This is a genomic window from Shewanella sp. T24-MNA-CIBAN-0130 (genome assembly GCF_040310185.1).
In the GTDB taxonomy this organism is placed as follows: Bacteria; Pseudomonadota; Gammaproteobacteria; order Enterobacterales; family Shewanellaceae; genus Shewanella; species Shewanella psychromarinicola.
The window spans coordinates 1-19,891 of the sequence record NZ_JBEOPP010000015.1 but is presented as its reverse complement, the minus strand read 5'-3'; the positions used below and the strand labels follow the sequence as shown (position 1 = coordinate 19,891).

Genomic DNA, 19,891 nt, shown 5'->3' with positions numbered 1-19,891 from the left:
TTACCCTTTTGCTTCAACTTGCTCTGGCTTATAAGTACGGATCAACCAGATCAACCCACCGATCAAGAAGAATGCACTGGGTGGCAACAGTAATAAACCGTTAGGCTGATACCAACCACCATCAGAGATTTTGCTGAGGATTTCTACGCCAAATAATGAACCATTACCAAATAGTTCTCGCACAAAACCAACAGACAATAGAATAGCTCCATAACCTAAACCGTTACCGATCCCGTCCATAAAGCTCATCATAGGAGGCGTTTTCATTGCGTAAGCTTCAGCACGACCCATTACGATACAGTTAGTAATAATCAAACCAACAAATACTGACAACTGTTTAGAAATGGCATAAGCATAAGCTTGCAGTAGTTCGTCTACTACAATCACTAATGAAGCGATAATGGTCATCTGTACAATAATACGCACACTGCTTGGAATATGATTACGAATAAGCGAAATAAACAGGTTAGAAAACGCTGTTACCGCTGTTAATGCAATCGTCATTACCAATGCTGTTTCTAATTTACTGGTCACAGCAAGTGCACTACACACACCCAAAATTTGCAATGCAATTGGGTTGTTATTGATAATTGGTCCGGTCAGAATCTGTTTAAGTTCTTTAGCGTCAGCCATTAGCTTAACCCTCCGTTGCGTGCTTTAGCGATAAAGTCAGCAAAACCTTCTTTACCTAACCAAAAATCCAATGAGTGTTGAACACCGTTACTGGTCAATGTTGCACCGGAAAGTGCATCAACACCATGAACAGAGCTCGCCACTACAGGGTTTTTAGTTACACTAATTGCCAAGTTACCTTGAGCATCAAATAACTCTTTACCTTTCCACAATGCTTTCCATTTTGGATTTTCAACTTCGCCACCTAAACCAGGGGTTTCACCTTGGTCATAATAAACGAGTCCTTGCACCGTATTTAGGTCTGTGTCTAATGCCAAAAATGCATACATAGTTGACCACAAACCATAACCGTGGATAGGTAAAATCACGCTATTCAGTTTACCTTCGTCATTACGAACAAGGTACACAACCGCTTTATCTGCAACACGTTTGATTGAGGCAACATCATTTTCAGGGATAGATGACCGGGCAGTATCACGAGAGGCTTTACGTTGATCATAAACGTTAGCATCACCCTCAACAAATTCACCGGTTTTAAGGTCAACTAACCGAGCTTCAACATATTGCTCGTACTTGCTTAGAATTTCTTTTTTGGTGACGTTACCTTCTTTGGTATTGATAAGGCTCGCCGCATCAAGAATATACTTTTGCTTATCGAGTAACTTATTTTCTTGCTGAATAGGTTTTAATAACACCGCCGCAGTTGAAACAAGCACTGAACAAATAAGACATAAGCCGACAACAACAAATAGCGTTCTACCGAACGAATCTTTATTACTAGCCACGAGCAATCCTCCGCTTAATATTTGCCTGTACTACAAAGTGGTCAAATAATGGCGCAAATAAGTTAGCAAACAGAATAGCTAACATAATGCCTTCAGGGAATGCAGGGTTAACCACACGGATAAACACCACCATTGCACCAATAAGGAAACCGTATGCCCACTTAGCCGTACTCGTAAACGACGCTGAAACAGGATCTGTCGCCATAAACATCATACCAAAGGCAAAGCCACCTAACACTAAGTGCCAATACCATGGCATTGCAAACATCGGGTTTGTGTCGCTACCAATCATATTAAGTAGAGTAGAAATTGCCACCATACCTAAGAAGACACCACCGACAATACGCCAAGATGCAATACGGGCATAAATAATAACTAGACCACCTAGTAAAATAGCAAAGGTAGACCCTTCACCTACAGAACCGGGGATAAAGCCCATGAAAGCATCAATCCAGTTGGTGGTTGAGGCATAGTCGAAAGTACCTTGTGCCGCTTGACTTAACGCCGTTGCACCAGAGTAACCGTCAGCGACAACCCATGTAGTATCACCAGACATGCTTAAAGGGTAAGCAAAGTATAAGAAAGCACGGCCAGCTAATGCAGGGTTTAAGAAGTTACGCCCTGTGCCGCCGAAGATTTCTTTTGCAACTACCACACCAAAGGTAATACCTAGTGCGACCATCCACAATGGGATAGTTGCTGGTAAGGTCAGTGCAAAGAGAACCGAAGTAACGAAGAAACCTTCGTTAATTTCATGGCCACGCACTGACGCAAACAGCACTTCCCAAAAACCACCGACAATAAAAGTCACTGCATAGATAGGTAGGAAGAAGCACGCACCATAGAACATCAAGGACGCAATGCCAGAGTCTGCAGAAAGTTGAGCTCCAAATAATTCAAATAAGCCTACTTGCCAAATATCGGGGGAACCGAAATCGGCGCCCATCGCGATTTGAGCTTGTAAACCTACGTTGTACATACCAAAAAACATTGCTGGGAATGTACATGCCCAAACCGTAATCATAATACGTTTTAAGTCAACATTATCGCGAACATGGGTTGCCCCGTGATTCACTTTACCTGGAGTATAAAATACTGTGGCAGCCGCTTCATAAAGGGCATACCACTTTTCGTACTTGCCGCCTTTTTCAAATTGCGGCTCAATACGTTCGATAAAATCTTTCAAACTCATTAGCCTTCCCTCTCGATCGTATCTAGACAGTCACGCAAATATGAACCGTAGTCATACTTACCTGGACATACGAACGTACACAATGCCAAGTCTTCTTCATCTAACTCTAATGCGCCTAAACGGGCTGCGCCGTCAAAATCACCAGAGAGTAAATCACGAAGTAGCATAGTAGGTAGGATGTCTAGAGGCATCACGCGTTCATAGTTACCAATAGGCACCATTGCACGGTCTGAACCGCAAGTGCTAGTGGTCATATTAAATAGACGCGATGGGCTTAAGTGACCTAAGAATGCACGAGTGATAGAGAACTTATCGGCACCAGGCATAGCCCAACCAAATAATTCTTTCTCATTACCTTCTTCCAGTACACTTACCTGTTGATGATATCGACCCAAATAAGCTTGAGGTCCTACCGCAGTAAGGCCGCTTAACACTGACCCCGAAATCACACGAACACCATCACCAACCGTTTCATCAGCAGTCAGTTCAGTGATGCTAGCACCTAAAACGCTACGAACAAGACGAGGGTTTTTCGCTTTAGGACCGCCAATCGCAACCACACGCTCAGTGTTTAACACACCTTGAGTAAACAGTTGGCCAAAAGCAATCACATCCTGATAGCCAACATGCCAAACAGTTCGTGCTGCAGAAGCGGGAAGAACGTGATGAATATGCGTACCCACCAAACCTGCTGGGTGTTTACCCGCAAATTCTTGAACGTGAGCATTGGCTGCTGGAATATCGGCACCTTGTGCTTTACATAGGTAAACTTTACCTTCAGTTAATCGTGCTAGGACATTAAGGCCGTTAGCAAAATCTTCTTTATGTTGAGCTATGACTACCACAGGATCGGCAGCAAGAGGTTGGGTATCAATGGCAGTCACAAAAATACCTGCTGCAGTAGAATCTACGGCGGGCACTTTACTGAAAGGGCGTGTACGCAAAGCCGTCCATAAACCTGAGTTAATCAGATTATCACGAACAACTTGTGCGTCTAACGTGTCTAACTTATCAGCATCATATTGAGCAAAAGCAACGCTATCGTCACCTTCCACAGCAATAACTACTGACTGAAGTACACGTCTTGCACCTCGGTTTATTTCTAAAATAGTACCACTGGCTAAAGCCGTATATTTAACGCCTAGATTCTTTTTATCTTCAAAAAGAACTTGGCCTTTTTGTACTTTGTCGCCCACTTTGATCTTCATCGTAGGACGTAAGCCAATATACTCTTCACCCAAAGTAGCTACGTGTCTAATGGCTGGGCCATTATGGATAACTTGCTCTGGACCGCCTGCTATAGGCAGTTCCAATCCTTTCTTAATTGTAATCATATCCACAAGCACTACGTTTGAAGGAAAGACAATGCGCCACGTTCCGCTAAAAAAACAAAGTATTAACATATACTTGCTATTTGAGCTAGCGCAGATTTAACTCGAAAATGCGATCATAATCACGCTGGTCGCGCGCATTTTACCGCAAATATGAGACTATCGCCACGAAAATTATAGGTGTTTTCATAACAATACATTACTTTGATAAATGGATTTTAGATCAGACTAAACGGATAAGAACCTGAGGGGGTTATGCCGTATGCTAGATTCTAACAAAGAGACTATAGCATTAATTTTAAAGAAATAATTTTAGTTGTTCACTCACAAAAACAGTTGTAGCAAAAATAATACCACCCAAATGAGTAGTCACTTGGGTGGTATTGGTGTTTTGACATAAAAACAACATAAGCTGTAACCAAATATGACTCAAGCTTGCCAGCGTCTAGAAACGACTCTCTAGAAATGACCTTTATAACCAAAATACGTGGTCATTTCCGACTGTCCTTGAAATCCCATTGCAGTGACATTTGCGACTAATTCTTCCTCTAACAGATTTTCAACTCGAGCATATAATTCATGTTGTGCGGTCAAACGATAAGTTGCGGCTAAATCAACCTTCCACTGACTGTCAATAGTACGCTCATTAGTAAGTGTTGCTTGATAACCTAACTCAGATTGATACAAGGCTTGCGCTATAATAGACATGTCGCCATAAATAACACCCGAGCTTAACGTCAGTTGTTGTTCTGGTACCCATGGTAATTGGCTATTAGTAGCAAAGCATCCCATCAACTCATTGCAATCGGCGTTATCGGTTTCAGCTTGGGTATATTGGTACTTTACGTTCAATGGAATAGAAAAGTGATCAAATGTCAGCCCATACGCTATGCTCAAGTCTGCGCCCACAACAGAAACGTCATTAATATTCTCTTGTAATGATATTTGTTCGTAGTCACATATCATGCCCTGCATACAGCTTACGTGTTGGCTATCGTAATCATGCATATAACCCGTCATTGCAATCGATAAAGCATCTTGCTGGTAGCTTAATGCTAATTGATATTGCAGTGCTTCTTGAGCAGTTTGCTCAATATTCCCCGCTGAAGCGACTGTCCAAGCTTGTTTGACTTGCAGCGCGGTTAACCATGATCCACTCTGATAAGCCACTTCAACAGAAGGCGACCAGCCATCATCAGAAAAGTCCGCCGCATTAAGGCTCGTATTTACATCACCAAGCTCACGAGAAACGCTGACATGTTCATAACCTAAACCGAGATTGATAGACCACTGATCATAATTTAATTTAGTGTCTACCGCTGATGAAAAAGCAGAAGCATCATCAGTATAGGTAAGCGCATACTCATCATCTGTTGTCGGCGTCAGTGATAAATCATTGTTCCACGACCACTCACGTTGACCTAAACGCATTTCAGCTTTATCTGTATGGTAGCGCGCACTATAAGTCACCTGATGCTGACCATACATGCTGACACCTTTGGTTTGCATACCAAAGCCTGCAAAATCGTTATTTTGTGTTAACGATCCTAAGTTCATCCCATCCGCGGTGGGAACGGCTTCAAACATGGCGATACTAGACAACAAAGCGCTGTCAATTTGCTGACCATCAACAAAACGCATTTCTCGAGATTGTTGTGAATAGGTTTGGTAATAAAAGTCTGTCGCCATCGTCGAAGTGGCAGACAATATGACCTTATGGGCTAATACGTAGCGTTGACGTTCGCCTTCAATATTGTCGGTGCTGGCTGCGGAGTATAATTGAGTCGGGTCTAACGAAAAATCAGCAGCTGTTAACCCCAATGTTCCTCGATCATCATCTTGCGATGAATATTGATAACTGAACTCGGTCGTTTGTTGATTGCTTGCACCAGCTAAACTATCGGCCGCAATTTTGAATAGAATATCTTTATGAGTAGCATCTGCATCTTGCGGGGCACGATAACCCACATCGTCAGATGCCGATTGATAATCGAGTGCCAGTAACATGCCATTTTGCTTTGTAGTACCGCTCACTACTACGCCACCATTTATTGCATTACTGTCACTGCCTTCGAGGTTGAGATCAGTTGCATATTTTTGGGGACTAATTTTTATAGACTGATAGTCAAGCTTACCAAAAGCCGCTTGCGAACTCTCCGTCACACTGGTCATGCTCGAAAAAGACACTTTTTGCTGGTGCAATAAATTGGGCTGCAACACTAAATGTTGTCCAGAATACGGCGCAGGAGAAAAGAAAATACCATCCTGTAAAATGGCTACACCGTCAATGGCACCTGCATGTGTGATGGTCACATCCTGATGTGATCCGGTAGGTAACACTGTCGCGCCCGTCAACCCTAGCGCAATATCACTTTGGCGATAATGAAATTGGCTTATCGATGACTGCTGCAAATCGAGTTGATTATTAAGGTTATCAATAGACTCTGTTACCGTTTCTGCAACGGCATTGGTAGAATGACAAACATAAAGCACTGCGGCTGCTAGCACTGACAGGCTAAATGGGTGGTTAGACATATTAATCTCCGTATATGTGTCTGTTCACGCAAAAGATCGTTTAAAATGACGAATAAATCACTAAGTTACGCTTATTACAATAACGGTTTCAGTTACATAAAAATAGCGTGCTATTAACGTTTACTCGACATTGGGTGTTTTATTAGCAAAAAAAAGCGGCCAAAGCCGCTTTTCTCGTGGGTATGAACTCAATCAATTAAATTAAAGATTGCCTAAAATTTCGTCACTCAGTTTTAAGTCATCATTTTGGTTAACGCTCACGCCCGCGGCAATGATCATCCGAGCAATGTCTTGCGCTTGTGTTAACGAATGCATTTCGTAAGTACCACATTGATATTCATTTAACTCAGGAATATCTTTCTGGTCAATGACATTGGTTACGTCAATCATTGCCGCTAGCCAGGCATCTGCAACTTTACTTTCTGTCGGTTGACCAATTAAGCTCATGTAAAAACCGGTACGGCATCCCATCGGTGAAATATCAATAATCTCTATACCATCACCGTTTAAATGTTCGCGCATAAAGCCTGCAAACAAATGCTCAAGGGTATGGATACCTCGTTCACTGAGGATATCTTTATTGGGTGCACAAAAACGCAAATCAAATACAGTAATAGCATCGCCACTAGGGGTGCTCATGTGCTTGGCAACGCGAACCGCTGGAGCATTCATACGAGTATGATCTACGGTAAAACTGTCTAGTAAAGGCATTGATTTCTCCCTAAATAAATAAAATAATTCGACAATATATTGCCTAATTCCAAGATAATACCACTATTCAAACATTGTCACAGTCTGAGTTTACTCTTGCTGTTGCGCGTCTAATTCAAACCGACTTAACGCATCTTCAGTATAACTAAAATAGCGTTTTACTGATTTTTCATTGGCTATGTAAGACTCAAGAACTTTATTAAACAGCACATCTTTAGCGGCTTCATGGTCAAGAACTTCATTTCTTGCTTGTTTTAACGCACGGATCACAGCATTAGGGAAGGGTTTAACCTGCACATGGTGTTCATTAAGCAAAATGTCCATCGCAGCGATATGGCCTTGAGTATAATCATCTAGCATATCTTGATTTATCTCTCTGGCAGCTACTTTCACAATCGCTTGTAAATCATCGGGCAAGGTCGAAAAAGCCTGCTTATTGATCAGAAATTCCATCGTTGACCCCGGTTCATGCCAACCAGGGTAATAGTAATATTTGGCCACCTGATCTAGTCCAAGAGGCAAGTCATTATAAGGTCCAACCCATTCGGCAGCATCAATCGCGCCAGTCTGCAGCGCACCGTATAATTCTCTACCCGCTAGCGCCGTTACCGGAATGCCCCCCAGTTTCTTAAATACTTCGCCACCAATGCCCGGTAAACGCATCTTAAGACCCTTAAAGTCTTCAGGTGTTGCAATGATTTTATTAAACCAGCCCCCCATTTGCATACCGGTGTTTCCACCTGCAAGCGGTAAAATACCAAAAGGCTGATAAACTTCCTCCCACAGCTCCATCCCGCCGCCATAGTGAAGCCATGCATTCATTTGTTGTGCCGTTAAACCAAAAGGGATCGATGAGAAAAACTGGGCTGCGGGCGCTTTTTCTTTCCAATAATATGCCGCGCTATGCGCCATTTCAATCGTGCCATTGCTAACAGCATCGAACACGGATAAGGCTGGCATTAACTCGCCCGCACCGTAAACATTGATCACTAAACGGCCGTTAGACATCTTATTGACTAGTTGAGCAAACCGTTCTGGTGCCATGCCCAAACCGGCTAGGTTTTTTGGCCATGACGTTGCTAAGCGCCATTCAATCACTTGAAGGGGGGGTTGATCTATTTGAGAAAGAGAATTTGTCTTTGAAGGAGTCTCTTGTTGGCAGCCCAACAACAAGGTTAGGCCCATTAACCAGCAGGTTTGAATCACCTTGCTCATGTAAATATCCTTTTCAATCGCACTCTTCTATTTCATAACTGTAACATAATCATAACCAGTGACAAATACCGCCACGTTACAATACAAAATAAAAAAGCCTCACATAATCCGTGAGGCTTTTTTATAAATAGACCAGTAAGTTAATAACAATTAGCCTTTACAATTAGGGGTTTTAGGTACTTTATCCAATGCTTGCCATTCTGGCTGAGTATAAGCATTGATGGATAATGCATGCACACCGTTAGCTAACTCATCTGCAAGCGCTTGGTTAATCAAACGGTGACGGGCAAGCAAACGCTGGTCACTAAATTTATCGCTAACCACAACCACTTTAAAATGGGTTTCAGAATTAGGCGGAACATGATGACGATTACTTTCGTTAATCACCTCAAGATGCAATGGCTCGAAGGCATGATTCAATTTATCAGTAATGATTTGTTGGACAGACATAGTAATACTCTTGTTAATCCATATCGATGAAATCGAAGGGTACTGCTTTGCCGAATAAAGGTCAAACAAGCAGACTAAAACTTAAAGTTTGTGCACACCTTCTGTCGAGTCGATATCGACGCATATTAATGACCATTATCGATCAGCTTCTTGGCCAATCTGCTATATCGACACTATCCATGCAATACGCAGCATTGACCTCGTCTTGTTGTTGTAACACCTCACGCCCTAGCCATGCATTGATAAATAGCCCGTGTGGGTCATATGTCTGCTGCTGTTTTTCAAGATTAAAGTGCCTAGCGCCGCGGGGATCGGCGCCAACACCCGCCAGATACTGCCAATTGCCCCAATTCACGGCAACATCATAATCAATTAACTGCTGTTGAAAATAAGCGGCACCATAACGCCAATCACATTGTAGTTCATTCACAAAGCAACTTGCCACAATTTGCCTACCGCGATTTGACATATAACCAGTGTCATTTAATTGCTTCATCAACGCATTCACTAAAGGGAAAGGTGTACTGGCAGTTTTCCACGCTTGAATACGTTGCACATAAAAACTGGTTAACGGCTTACGCCCACTAATGCCAGAGAATCGAAATAGCTGTTTATTGAATTTAAAGCCATACCAATGAAAATACTCACGCCAAAGTAGCTCATACAAAATCCACTGGCTTGATTGGCTCGCACCATGTTGTGATTCAAATTGCTGCAAGGCAGACACCACTTGCCTTGCAGATAAACAACCATTAGCTAACCAAGGTGAAAACTTTGTCGAGCATTCCCAACCATCAAGCTCATTACGCATCTCCTTGTAGTGATGCGCTAAGTTTGAAGAAAAATAGCATTCTAATTGTAATAGCCCTTGTGCTTCGCCACCGCAAAATACATTGCTCATCATTTGAGTTTGTGGCACCCAGTCGGGGTAAGACAGCCAAGCCTGAAGCTGTTTATCTTGCTGCTTAAGCGCGACCATAGGTGGCAACCAAGATATTGCGTCAGCTGCTGCGGTAATATTGATGTTCTCGACTTGCTTGCGAAATTGACTGAATGTTGGCGCAAGTTCGGCTAGCTCAAAAGGAAGTTGCTGTGAGTGAAACAGAGTTTGAGTGGTCATGGTCGAATATTGAATATCGGGGCATTGCTGCTGAATCGATTGCCAAGCGGTCTGCTCATCTGCACCACAATGATCACTACGATAGACCCGGGAAATATCATGGGCTTGGATAATATAAGCCAAGGATTTTTGCGCTGAAGCGTAAACAATATGCAGCTGTTGACCATATTGATTGAGCGCTTCGTCTAATGCCCGTAATGACTCAAGCAAAAATCGTAACCTGTGCTTACCAAGATACTGAGCTTGATATTGGGCTGTTCGAAACCAATTGGGGTCGATGCAATACACTATCATCAACTGCTGAGCATGCTGAGCAATATCAGAAAATATCGCATTGTCTGCCATTCGCAGGTCATCACCTAACCAATAAAGCGCCCGGACTGTTGATTGCGATGTCGTTTTTATGTTTGAGTCTACGCAACCTTTGCCACCCGCATTGTTCATCTATTTATTACCACATCTTGAAACCATACCTAATAGGTACGTAAACACAGTGGTTAACGGTTCAGTAATAATCTATTTTCGCTATATACCCAAACTAGCTCGACCTTCGGTCTGCGAGGTTCTAGAGTCGCTTCGCTGCTAGTTCGCTACGCGGATAGAGCGCTTCGCTTCTAGGGACAGCTTCGCTGCTAAGATTTTATAGCATCTAACCGCGCAGCGTCCTAGGCGCTTAGCTTTTTCACTCGTTATCGCTTGTCATCTATAGTTATCGCCTGTCATCTCTGGGATAGGATCAGCTTGGCTGCTAAGATTTTATAGCATCTAGCCGCGCAGCGTCCTAGCCGCTAGGCCTTTCGCTTTTAGCTATGGCCATTAACGATATCTATTAACGATAATAATTGGGGATGATTTGTCGAAAGGTAAAGTTAATACGCGGCTCAACAACCTTAAGGCGTTTAGGCAAAGCATGCTGCCAGTGCTGCTGCATACCGGGATGCATAATAAGTAAGTCCCCCGATGCGAGCGCAAAATTAACTTTGGTCTTAGTTTGCTTATGGCGCACAACAAAGTCTCGACAGGCCCCCAAGGTAACCGATGCAATCGCCGAACCACTGACAATCTCAGGTTCATCATCACTGTGCCATCCCATACAGTCGTGGCCATCGGCATAGCGATTAACTAATACTGAATTAGTGTCGATTTGATGATCGTTAAGCAATTTTGCACGTAATCGGCTTAATACTTTTGGCCAAGCCAGTGCAGTGATGTGTAATTTGGAGTAATGATAATCGCAACCGGGGTCGCCAAACCAAGCCTGGGTTCGAGGAGTCAGATGTTGCTTACCATACACTTGTATAGAAACCCGCTCTAACGGATAGTGATTAACTTCATTTATCAATAACTGTTGCTGCTTAGGCGACAAAAAACCTTTAATCCAAGTGACAGGTGGACTGATTTGGTTTTTAGTCCTTGCCTCGACAATATCATCTTGAGTTAAGCCGTCGTGAGGATCGCCAAAATCTAACCCATGTTGAAACTTTGTCACCTCAATAGCCTCCTTTAATCACTCACTTCGATTAATACCAACGCTTTATTTTAGCTATCCACAAGCCTGATAACACAATCACTGCCATTAGGCTCAATACTGCAAAATAGCCAAAGTGCCATTTTAACTCAGGCATATTATCAAAGTTCATTCCGTAAATGCCCGCGACTAAGGTTAATGGTAGAAAAATGGCCGTGACCATGGTTAACGTCATCATCACTCGATTGGTTTTATGGGCACTGACTGAAATATAGCCATTGATTAAGCTGTCCACTAAACCTTGATAAAGACTGGCTCGACTTGATAACCGTTCAAACTGGTTATATAAATAACTCAGTTGTTCATAGTCCATCTTAATATGCTGATGGCTGTCATCGCGAAGCCATTGTTGCAATATCTCTTCATGGTAACTAAACGAACGTTTTGCTTTTTGTAATTTACTGCTATAAGCGATTAACTCTGCAAGTAAATCATCGGTTGAAACATCAAAAATCTCATCTTCTATTTCACTTAAACGTTCTTCTAACGCCAACATCACTGCCAGATAATCAATCACAATTTGACGCATTAGTTCAAAACACACTTGGCTCATGTCCGTGCTATCTAGGTGACCTTGCTCGCGGATCCGTTGGATAACTTTGCTGACACTGATTGACGGTTTAAGGTGTTGTGTCACTAAAAAATGGTCATTCACATGTAGCAGTAACTGGCTACGCTCAAGCAGAAGATACTCTTCCCTGTCTTTAAGCTCGTGGGTTAACAAATACGAATGGGTGCCATATTCTTCAAACTGTGGAGGATGACGTTCACGCTGTGCTTCTTCAAAATCGAGATGATCAATACCAAAGTCAGGATGTTGCTTAAAAAACGCTTGGCTATGCTGACCCGTAATATCGACCCATATTAACTGCTGTTGCGGATCATATTGACTCATGAGAGTCTCATCACCTTCAGCTAACAACAGACCTTGCCCATTGAATAATAGTATCTGTATCGCCATGAATAGCCCTTTCAACAACAAATTATTGCAGTATAAACCGCTTAACGGGTCATGTCTGACTCGCTCACCATTTCAATGTGTTGTTTGATCTGCTCGAAATGGCTATTCACCCAAGCACTGCTGATTGGGCCCCAAGTTGAAATGCGATAATAGCCTTCATTATGACGCTGGCCTTGCTGAACAAAATCCACTTCAATACCAATATCGACAAATGCCGCTAGCGCATCTTGCAATGTCCTTCGTGGCATAAGCGTCAGTTTTTGCAAGCTTAATAAGTTATGTTGTTCTTCATCTAGCAGATGCGCTAAATACAATTTTCGTAAAAATGCTTTTTGCGATTTATTGATCACGTAATTATTCGAAAACATCCTTCACACGCCCTATTATCTCTACATCACTGGATAGAAATTACTGTATGTCTAGCCAGTCACGCAAGCACTATTGCCAATGTGGGCAAATTGCGGCGTAATTTATCACTGATTTTGACGCTAATAGATTGATTTATCGATAACCAATATGATTAACACTACCTAAGTTGCGACAATCTCGTTATAGTTTTTAACAATAGAAATAGCCGACATGGAAAGCGAACAAACATGGATACTCCGCCGCACTCAAAGAGCCCATTAGCGCCATCGCCAATAACAGATCCGTCAACGCTAAACGATACATCTTCATTGTTGGCAGTAAAAGCAACCTCAGCAGACACTTATGACCATGGCCCACGTTTATCCGAAGATGATTATATTCAACTTGCCGACTTGCCACTGAGCAATATTGATCCTAATTACCCTAAACTATTATTGATAATTAGCAGTGTCGTTATGATGATTATCATCACGGCCTTAACGGTGTTTCTGCTGATAATTAACCCGCTGCCATTGATAATCGCGACCGGGTTTATAGTATTGACAATCTTGGTGGCTGCCCTGGTGATAAAACTCATTCACCTCAAAGCAAACAAAATTGCTTATGGCTTGTTTAAACATGAAATGGTGTTACGTGAAGGGTTATTTTGGGTGTCAACAACGGCACTGCCCTACACTCGACTGCAACATGTTAATTTATCTCAAGGCCCCGCAGAACGAAGGTTCAACTTAGTCACCTTAAAATGCTTCAGTGCAGGCAGTGGCTTAGCTGAAATTGATCTACCAGGCCTCAATGCCGATTTAGCAGAAAATTTACGCCAACATTTATTGAGCCAAGCGGCAGCAAGTCATCAACTACCTGCCACTAAATTAAACACACGCGAGCATTCAACATCAGTTGATGACCCTACACCAGCCATTGAACGATCTCAGCAGGATAACTATAATGGATAAGTCACCAGCATCACAGGGTGATGATCCACATCTTGACTCAAAAGATATTGTTACCAATAAATCGATCAATTCAGAGCAAACCAATACCGATGATTTACAGCAGTGGCAAGCACTTTCAGCTTGGTCCGTCGTCAGTAATATTTTCAGTACCTTAAAATACATCCTCAGCAATGGTTTTGCTATCGTACCCATTGTTTATACTGGATGGCGGCAAGGCTTTGATATGCAATGGGGCATATTGGCTTCTAGCCTACTATTATTGCTGGTGACACTTTCTGCGATAATAGAATGGCGGAAATTTCGCTTTCGTCTTAATAACCATCAACTTGAAGTGAAACGCGGCTTATTGTTTACCAAAAAAGATGAAATACCGCTGAGTCGCATTCAAAATATTCGATATGAACAACCGTTTTATTTTAAGCCATTGTCACTCGGTACCCTCGTGATTGAAACGGCAGGGTCTAAAAGTGACGAAGCTCATTTAGCCGCTTTAGATACGCAACAAGCGCAAACCTTAAAACGTTTACTGCTAAATTTAAGTCACACTGATGCTACTGCACCGACACACGAGCATCCGCATACTGATAATCAACATGGCATCGAGAATACACAGCCGATTGTGCGTAAAAGTTTATGGGATTTAATCTTATTTGGTTTTTATCAAAATAATTTTATTTGGTTTGCCGTAATTGTGGGCCCCATCGCTGGTCAAGTTGATTTGGATAAAATATTCGACTCCCCACTCGCGCAGCAATTTTGGTTATGGGTCCAACAGCAAACTCATCAAAATATTGGCTTGCAGACCATCATGGCAATCGTGGGGTTGTTTGCGCTATACAGTTTGTTTGCGTTAATTTCAATTGTCGCGGCAATGTTAAAATATCACCCATATCAGCTCGATAAACATGATGACACTTTACAACGAAGTGGCGGTGTCATTTCACACCAGCAAGATGCGTTGGCCATAAAACGTATTCAATTAGTCCATCTTCAACAACCCGTTATTGCACGCTTATTTAAACGCTGGACCTTATACTTTAAGCAAGTCAAAGGACATGAAGTTGGACATAAAACCAAACAACACATGTTAGTTCCAAGTGTTAAATCCACTGAAATCGAATTACTCTTGGCCAAAATCCCTCAACTCAGTGGCGGTGCCAGCGCATTACCCAGCAGTTACTCGTCTATTGATATTAATTGGCTAACCAAGAGAATTGCCTTGCCACTGATCCTGGCCAGTATACTCACCATCATGGGTTATTATGGCCATCAAAGCCCTGGTTTTTTTGAGTTCACTTGGTTCATCACCTTCGTGGTGATATTAGCGATTTACATACGATACAAGCAATGGGGATATGTTGTGGCAGATAAAGTCATTTGGCAACATAGCGGCTTTTTCGGTCAACAATGGCAGCGGGTCGCATTTGAAAAAGTTCAACACGTTAACATCATCCAAACTCAAGGCCAAAAACAAGCTCAGTTAGCCTATGTAGAAGTCGGATTAGCCAGTGGCAGTGTGGTGTTCCCCTATATTCCCACTCATGTGGCAGAGCTAATTATTACTCGGTCACTCAATGCTACTAGTCACGATAACCGTAATTGGATTTAGCCTAATGAATGAAATAAAAACGACACAGGTCACCGTCGATGATGTTATTGATTTTTGGTTTGTTAAAATTTCACCTAAACAATGGTGGATAAAAGATACCGAGCTTGATTTACAGATAAAAAAGACTTTTGGCACCGCTTTAAACGCTGCCATAATGGGAGAGTTACAACACTGGCGTAAAGACACTCAAGGGCGATTAGCCGAAATTATCGTACTAGATCAATTTTCGCGAAATATTCATCGCGATACGCCAGCCGCATTTGCCGCTGACAATATCGCGTTAGTGCTTGCGCAAGAAGCCGTTGCATTAGGTTGTTTAGCAGAGTTACCGACTCACCAAGCTGGATTTTTAATCATGCCCTATATGCATAGCGAATCAATGATTATCCACCAGCAAGCATTGCCATTATTTGAGCAATATGCGCCGAATAATCTACACAGCCAACGACAACATCAAGCCATTATAGCTCAATTTAATCGTTATCCTCACCGAAACGCGATCTTAGGGCGCGACTCAACGGCTGCCGAAATCATCTTTTTAACTCAACCCGATTCCAGCTTTTAACCAAGCTATACTCCAACGCCAGCTTCTATAGCCGATGCTATTTGACCACTAGAACAGGGCATGTGGCTTTATTTGCAATAGTTTCGGCGACATTATCATTCAAAAAATGAGACAGTCCGCTTCTACCATGGCTGGCAATAACCACCATACCAATATCACCGCTATTGGCCTCGGCCAAAATTTCGGCAATAGCATCACCACGTCGAATCACCGTTTCAATCTTTAAGTCGGTATTAAGTTGACCCAATAAATCATGCATTTTCTTGGCCGCAGCAGCTTCCATCGTTTTCGCCAACTCTTCAGGGGTAACGGCAAGGATCATATAATTCTCATCACCGAAAGGCTGATCAACTACGTGCACGATACGAATGCCAACTTTATATAAGTTAGCCATTTCAATTGCGTAACTTAAAGCATGTGACGACGTGTCAGAAAAATCGGTAGGCCATAAAATATTACGTGTTCGCATATTATCCTCCTTCGCAGTGTAAAATGTGTCTTTGTAGTGACATTTTATGCCTCACAGAAACACACCCAGTTCCATCTCAACAATATAACTAATCTAAACTCTGGATAATAAATCCGTTGTTAACGATTTATTCCATCTCCTACCCCGAGTTAAGTTTTAGTATAGTCAGTATTAAAGACCTCATTAGTGATTAATATCAAATTAAACCCGAAAACTTGCTTTAGATCAAAAACGAACATAACATAAAACCGACTAATCAGTCGGTTTGCTGAGTGGGTTAATCACACTTCATCAAACCAACATCGTTATTTTTTGCTGGAGATCAAATATGAATATGGCCGTTGATAACATTCAAACACAATTACAACAATTACTCACAGATCAACGCGCGCGTTTTCAAGCTAATCCAGCGCCTCATTATCAATCACGGGTAGATAAGTTAACCCAATTAAAACAAGCTTTGCTTGATAATCAACAATCTATCATCGACGCATTAATTAACGATTATGGCCATCGCTCTGCAAATGACACCATAATTTCGGATATTATGCCTTGTGTAAACAACATCAATTACACCATCAAACACCTTAAGTCGTGGATGAAACCCAGTCGTCGTCATGCAGGTTTATTACTATCGCCCTCTAAAGTGTCGGTGCAATATCAGCCCTTGGGCGTGATCGGTATTATTGTGCCGTGGAACTTCCCGGTGATGTTATCAATGGGCCCATTGATCACGGCCATTGCTGCAGGCAACGGGGCCATGCTAAAAATGTCCGAATTCACCCCAGCAACCAATGCGGTATTGCGCAAGATGTTGGCAACGATTTTTGCCCCAACTGAAGTCGAGTTAGTTGAAGGTGAAGCTGATGTGGCCGCAGCATTTTCAGCATTACCGTTTGACCATATTCTGTTTACGGGTTCTTCCGTTGTCGGCCGCCATGTTATGCGTGCCGCAGCCAATAACCTGACGCCGGTAACATTAGAATTAGGCGGTAAGTCCCCAGCGATCATTGCCGCTGATATGCCAATAGACACAGCGGTAGAACGGCTTATTTTTGGAAAATGTTTAAATGCAGGTCAAATTTGTGTCGCCCCTGACTATGTATTGTGCCCAGCGGAAAAAGTCGAGGCGTTTATTGCCGCTTATCAACGTCGATTTAATAAAATGTACCCTAACTTCGACACAAACCAAGACTACGGCAATATCATTAATGATCGTCAACACCAACGCTTACTCGGAGTATTAGAAGATGCCAAAGCCAAAGGTGCAACCGTCACCTCCGCAATTGATGGCCCAATATCAACAACGCAACGAAAAATAGCCACTCAGCTAGTCACACATACCACAGACGACATGCTCATTATGCAGGATGAAATATTTGGACCATTGTTACCGATTATTAGCTATCAGTCGGTTGATGAAGCGATAGGTTATATCAACCATCATGATCGCCCCTTAGCCCTATACATCATGAGCTTTGACGATAAAACGCAGCAAGACATTCTGCAGCAGACTCATTCGGGCGGAGTGTGCATTAATGACACGGTATTTCATGTTGCCGCTGATGACGCACCCTTTGGCGGTATTGGTCCATCGGGCATGGGACACTATCACGGCAAAGAAGGCTTTCTAACCTTTAGCCACGCTAAAACAATCCTCAACAGTGGTAAAATTAATACCGGCATATTTGTTCATCCACCTTATGGCGGCGTGATCCAACGATTATTGATGAAATTTTTCTTGCGCTAACACCTCAAAATATCACTACGGCAAGTATTACTTTAATGAGTGATACTTGCTGAGCCGAATCCGACATTAACCAGTCCGCAATCAAACTGATTTAATGAATAAACGGTAGATAAACAGACACTAGATAGAATAGGTATGTGACTCAATGAGCAGTAAATCCATTAGCAGTAAATCGATTGTTACCACAGATAAAAAACAAGCTATTCTAGACTCGGCATTACAGCTGTTTGTTAATAATGGTTTTAATGCTACATCGACCGCATCAATTGCCAAAGCGGCTGGGGTGGCAACGGGCACTTTATTTCATCATTTTCCGACAAAAAAAGACATCATGAGCCAGCTTTTTTTATCCATTAAACAAGAGTTTGCTACCAACATGGTTAGCAGCACTCATTTTAGTGGTGATATCGAACAAGATGCCAATACCCTATGGCAAAAAGCCATCGACTGGGCCATTGCACAACCGTTAAAACAGCTTTTTTTTCTACAGTACTCTATGTCCGCAGACATCGATGCCGACGTCAGAAAGCAAGCGATGAACAGCATTCTAGGATTTGTTGTCGAATTGATTAATCAAGGTAAACAGCAGCATATTATCGCTAACTTTCCCAATGCGTTATTGCTCGAAAACTGCCATGGTCAGTACTTAGCTGCCATTCGTTTTTTTACCGACAATCCTCATTTAGGTAACGATGACATTCACCGATGCGCCAGTTTCAGGCTATTTTGGCAAGCGATGAAAGCCTAAGCCTGTTGACCTTTCGTGTTTACAATTTGTTCGAACTAAACGGTTTTCTGCTTACATAAGAATGCTGTGAAAAGACTAGAGATAAAGTCTTTAACTAGCCTAATACCTTGCAACAAACTTATTTTATAATAATAACTAGGACGGTTTAGGCGGACCCTTCGGGCTGCGTTCGTGGCTTCTTTGTACTGGGTTATCGCTTATTTAAGGAGAATAACGACATCTCATCAGCTCTGCCTTGTAAAAAATGGCCACTAACAGCAGCAAAATTCATCTTGAAGGTTCAACAGGCTCTAGCATTTATCCCATACATTATTCATCTAAACTAAAATTCGTTAGATCAATCTGTTCATTTTCAGCCTTTGTCTGGGTGTCAAAATCTAATTGAAGAGTATGCGACGTTTGTTCAACTTGTAGCGCCAGTTGCTTCGCTTTATGAATAGCATATTGACGACGTCGTTTGCGCTGTAAACACAAACGGATCACATCTTGTTTTCTTAACTCGCTGTAACTCATCCAGTTAAATCGTTCATCTCGGCTTCGAAGGCAGCCCATACAATAGCCACGACTGTCAGACTGACAAACGCCAACGCATGGACTGGGCACCGCAAAAAAAACTTAACTGTTCCATCATTAGAGTGCTTAACCTCAGCTAATATTGAATTTAGTACGTAAATGCTAAATATACGATATAGTCATTGGTAGGTTGATTTAATGATGAGGCTAGTACTTAACCAACCAAAGTCACCATCAAATACCGTTATGTTAAGGTTATACTAATTGAGTTAATTTTGTACATTATTGCACGTTAATCGGAGGGCTCATGACAACATCAAGGCGTTCGAGTAAAGGGTTAATACACACAATGGCAGCTTGTAAGCCCATTTTACTTTTATACCCGTGATCATTGAAAATGCTTGATTTTGTCCCAAATGGGATCATCATAGCCCTATGAAACAAATTACACTCT

General features: G+C 42.2%; 18 protein-coding genes and 1 pseudogene. 5 read left to right on the top strand and 14 right to left on the bottom strand.

Going from position 1 to position 19,891, the window contains the following annotated elements; all coding sequences use genetic code 11:
• From AAEZ02_RS08520 to AAEZ02_RS08465, 12 genes are all read right to left on the bottom strand, one after another.
• Positions 1–633: an NADH:ubiquinone reductase (Na(+)-transporting) subunit D gene (locus tag AAEZ02_RS08520; RefSeq protein WP_101032546.1), complete on the bottom strand. Its 633-nt coding sequence runs from the start codon at positions 631–633 to the stop codon at positions 1–3.
• On the bottom strand, positions 633–1,418 hold the full coding sequence (locus tag AAEZ02_RS08515; protein WP_351122758.1) for a Na(+)-translocating NADH-quinone reductase subunit C: 786 nt from the start codon (positions 1,416–1,418) through the stop codon (positions 633–635). Before AAEZ02_RS08515 ends, AAEZ02_RS08520 begins: the two co-directional genes overlap by 1 nt.
• The gene (locus AAEZ02_RS08510; protein WP_101032548.1) at positions 1,411–2,610 is read right to left on the bottom strand and encodes an NADH:ubiquinone reductase (Na(+)-transporting) subunit B; all 1,200 of its coding nucleotides are present in this window, start codon (positions 2,608–2,610) and stop codon (positions 1,411–1,413) included. The genes AAEZ02_RS08515 and AAEZ02_RS08510 overlap by 8 nt, the downstream gene beginning before the upstream one ends.
• A complete protein-coding gene (locus AAEZ02_RS08505; RefSeq protein WP_124012152.1) occupies positions 2,610–3,944 on the bottom strand; it encodes a Na(+)-translocating NADH-quinone reductase subunit A in 1,335 nt (444 codons plus the stop codon). The genes AAEZ02_RS08510 and AAEZ02_RS08505 overlap by 1 nt, the downstream gene beginning before the upstream one ends.
• Positions 3,945–4,400: 456 nt before the next feature.
• Complete coding sequence (locus AAEZ02_RS08500; RefSeq protein WP_124012095.1) at positions 4,401–6,476, bottom strand: TonB-dependent receptor domain-containing protein; 2,076 nt, start codon at positions 6,474–6,476, stop codon at positions 4,401–4,403.
• A gap of 201 nt (positions 6,477–6,677) precedes the next feature.
• On the bottom strand, positions 6,678–7,187 hold the full coding sequence (luxS, locus tag AAEZ02_RS08495; protein WP_101032551.1) for an S-ribosylhomocysteine lyase: 510 nt from the start codon (positions 7,185–7,187) through the stop codon (positions 6,678–6,680).
• Between the two features lie 90 nt (positions 7,188–7,277).
• Positions 7,278–8,402: a TRAP transporter substrate-binding protein gene (locus tag AAEZ02_RS08490; protein WP_351122755.1), complete on the bottom strand. Its 1,125-nt coding sequence runs from the start codon at positions 8,400–8,402 to the stop codon at positions 7,278–7,280.
• A gap of 150 nt (positions 8,403–8,552) precedes the next feature.
• Entirely contained in the window at positions 8,553–8,852 is a 300-nt protein-coding gene (locus AAEZ02_RS08485) for a BolA family protein (RefSeq protein WP_124012098.1), read from the bottom strand.
• Between the two features lie 142 nt (positions 8,853–8,994).
• Positions 8,995–10,416, bottom strand: a complete 1,422-nt coding sequence (locus AAEZ02_RS08480) for a DASH family cryptochrome (RefSeq protein WP_351076983.1) — start codon at positions 10,414–10,416, stop codon at positions 8,995–8,997.
• A 385-nt stretch (positions 10,417–10,801) separates the two neighbouring features.
• Positions 10,802–11,461, bottom strand: coding sequence for an alpha-ketoglutarate-dependent dioxygenase AlkB family protein (locus tag AAEZ02_RS08475; RefSeq protein WP_124012100.1), 660 nt, complete (start codon positions 11,459–11,461; stop codon positions 10,802–10,804).
• Positions 11,462–11,492: 31 nt separating this feature from the next.
• The gene (locus AAEZ02_RS08470) at positions 11,493–12,461 is read right to left on the bottom strand and encodes a magnesium transporter CorA family protein (RefSeq protein WP_351076978.1); all 969 of its coding nucleotides are present in this window, start codon (positions 12,459–12,461) and stop codon (positions 11,493–11,495) included.
• Positions 12,462–12,502: 41 nt separating this feature from the next.
• A complete protein-coding gene (locus AAEZ02_RS08465; RefSeq protein WP_124012102.1) occupies positions 12,503–12,829 on the bottom strand; it encodes a winged helix-turn-helix domain-containing protein in 327 nt (108 codons plus the stop codon).
• A 228-nt stretch (positions 12,830–13,057) separates the two neighbouring features.
• On the opposite strand from AAEZ02_RS08465, the gene AAEZ02_RS08460 reads away from it, so the two are divergent.
• Genes AAEZ02_RS08460 through AAEZ02_RS08450 form a run of 3 tightly spaced genes read left to right on the top strand, consistent with a single transcriptional unit; the run spans position 13,058 to position 15,957 of the window.
• Positions 13,058–13,783, top strand: a complete 726-nt coding sequence (locus tag AAEZ02_RS08460; RefSeq protein ID WP_351076974.1) for a PH domain-containing protein — start codon at positions 13,058–13,060, stop codon at positions 13,781–13,783.
• Positions 13,776–15,392: a PH domain-containing protein gene (locus tag AAEZ02_RS08455; RefSeq protein ID WP_351122752.1), complete on the top strand. Its 1,617-nt coding sequence runs from the start codon at positions 13,776–13,778 to the stop codon at positions 15,390–15,392. The genes AAEZ02_RS08460 and AAEZ02_RS08455 overlap by 8 nt, the downstream gene beginning before the upstream one ends.
• A gap of 4 nt (positions 15,393–15,396) precedes the next feature.
• A complete protein-coding gene (locus tag AAEZ02_RS08450; protein WP_351076968.1) occupies positions 15,397–15,957 on the top strand; it encodes a DUF924 family protein in 561 nt (186 codons plus the stop codon).
• Positions 15,958–15,994: 37 nt separating this feature from the next.
• Here the strand turns inward: AAEZ02_RS08450 and AAEZ02_RS08445 are convergent, their stop codons facing one another.
• Positions 15,995–16,426 (bottom strand): universal stress protein, encoded by a 432-nt coding sequence (locus AAEZ02_RS08445; RefSeq protein WP_101032560.1) that lies wholly within the window; start codon positions 16,424–16,426, stop codon positions 15,995–15,997.
• 328 nt (positions 16,427–16,754) lie between these two features.
• On the opposite strand from AAEZ02_RS08445, the gene AAEZ02_RS08440 reads away from it, so the two are divergent.
• On the top strand, positions 16,755–18,176 hold the full coding sequence (locus AAEZ02_RS08440; protein WP_351122749.1) for a coniferyl aldehyde dehydrogenase: 1,422 nt from the start codon (positions 16,755–16,757) through the stop codon (positions 18,174–18,176).
• A 145-nt stretch (positions 18,177–18,321) separates the two neighbouring features.
• Positions 18,322–18,924, top strand: a complete 603-nt coding sequence (locus AAEZ02_RS08435; RefSeq protein ID WP_351122746.1) for a TetR/AcrR family transcriptional regulator — start codon at positions 18,322–18,324, stop codon at positions 18,922–18,924.
• A 309-nt stretch (positions 18,925–19,233) separates the two neighbouring features.
• Here AAEZ02_RS08435 and AAEZ02_RS08430 read toward each other — a convergent pair.
• Positions 19,234–19,552, bottom strand: a pseudogene (locus AAEZ02_RS08430) (DUF1289 domain-containing protein).
• Positions 19,553–19,891 lie beyond the last annotated feature (339 nt).

Bases quoted from the DNA above. Each gene is read 5' to 3' on its own strand.
- AAEZ02_RS08520 (WP_101032546.1), bottom strand. From the start codon at position 633: ATGGCTGACGCTAAAGAACTTAAACAGATTCTGACCGGACCAATTATC.
- AAEZ02_RS08470 (WP_351076978.1), bottom strand. From the start codon at position 12,461: ATGGCGATACAGATACTATTATTCAATGGGCAAGGTCTGTTGTTAGCT.
- AAEZ02_RS08465 (WP_124012102.1), bottom strand. From the start codon at position 12,829: ATGTTTTCGAATAATTACGTGATCAATAAATCGCAAAAAGCATTTTTA.
- AAEZ02_RS08455 (WP_351122752.1), top strand. From the start codon at position 13,776: ATGGATAAGTCACCAGCATCACAGGGTGATGATCCACATCTTGACTCA.
- AAEZ02_RS08440 (WP_351122749.1), top strand. From the start codon at position 16,755: ATGAATATGGCCGTTGATAACATTCAAACACAATTACAACAATTACTC.
- AAEZ02_RS08490 (WP_351122755.1), bottom strand. From the start codon at position 8,402: ATGAGCAAGGTGATTCAAACCTGCTGGTTAATGGGCCTAACCTTGTTG.
- luxS (WP_101032551.1), bottom strand. From the start codon at position 7,187: ATGCCTTTACTAGACAGTTTTACCGTAGATCATACTCGTATGAATGCT.
- AAEZ02_RS08505 (WP_124012152.1), bottom strand. From the start codon at position 3,944: ATGATTACAATTAAGAAAGGATTGGAACTGCCTATAGCAGGCGGTCCA.
- AAEZ02_RS08510 (WP_101032548.1), bottom strand. From the start codon at position 2,610: ATGAGTTTGAAAGATTTTATCGAACGTATTGAGCCGCAATTTGAAAAA.
- AAEZ02_RS08480 (WP_351076983.1), bottom strand. From the start codon at position 10,416: ATGAACAATGCGGGTGGCAAAGGTTGCGTAGACTCAAACATAAAAACG.
- AAEZ02_RS08445 (WP_101032560.1), bottom strand. From the start codon at position 16,426: ATGCGAACACGTAATATTTTATGGCCTACCGATTTTTCTGACACGTCG.
- AAEZ02_RS08460 (WP_351076974.1), top strand. From the start codon at position 13,058: ATGGATACTCCGCCGCACTCAAAGAGCCCATTAGCGCCATCGCCAATA.
- AAEZ02_RS08485 (WP_124012098.1), bottom strand. From the start codon at position 8,852: ATGTCTGTCCAACAAATCATTACTGATAAATTGAATCATGCCTTCGAG.
- AAEZ02_RS08435 (WP_351122746.1), top strand. From the start codon at position 18,322: ATGAGCAGTAAATCCATTAGCAGTAAATCGATTGTTACCACAGATAAA.
- AAEZ02_RS08450 (WP_351076968.1), top strand. From the start codon at position 15,397: ATGAATGAAATAAAAACGACACAGGTCACCGTCGATGATGTTATTGAT.
- AAEZ02_RS08500 (WP_124012095.1), bottom strand. From the start codon at position 6,476: ATGTCTAACCACCCATTTAGCCTGTCAGTGCTAGCAGCCGCAGTGCTT.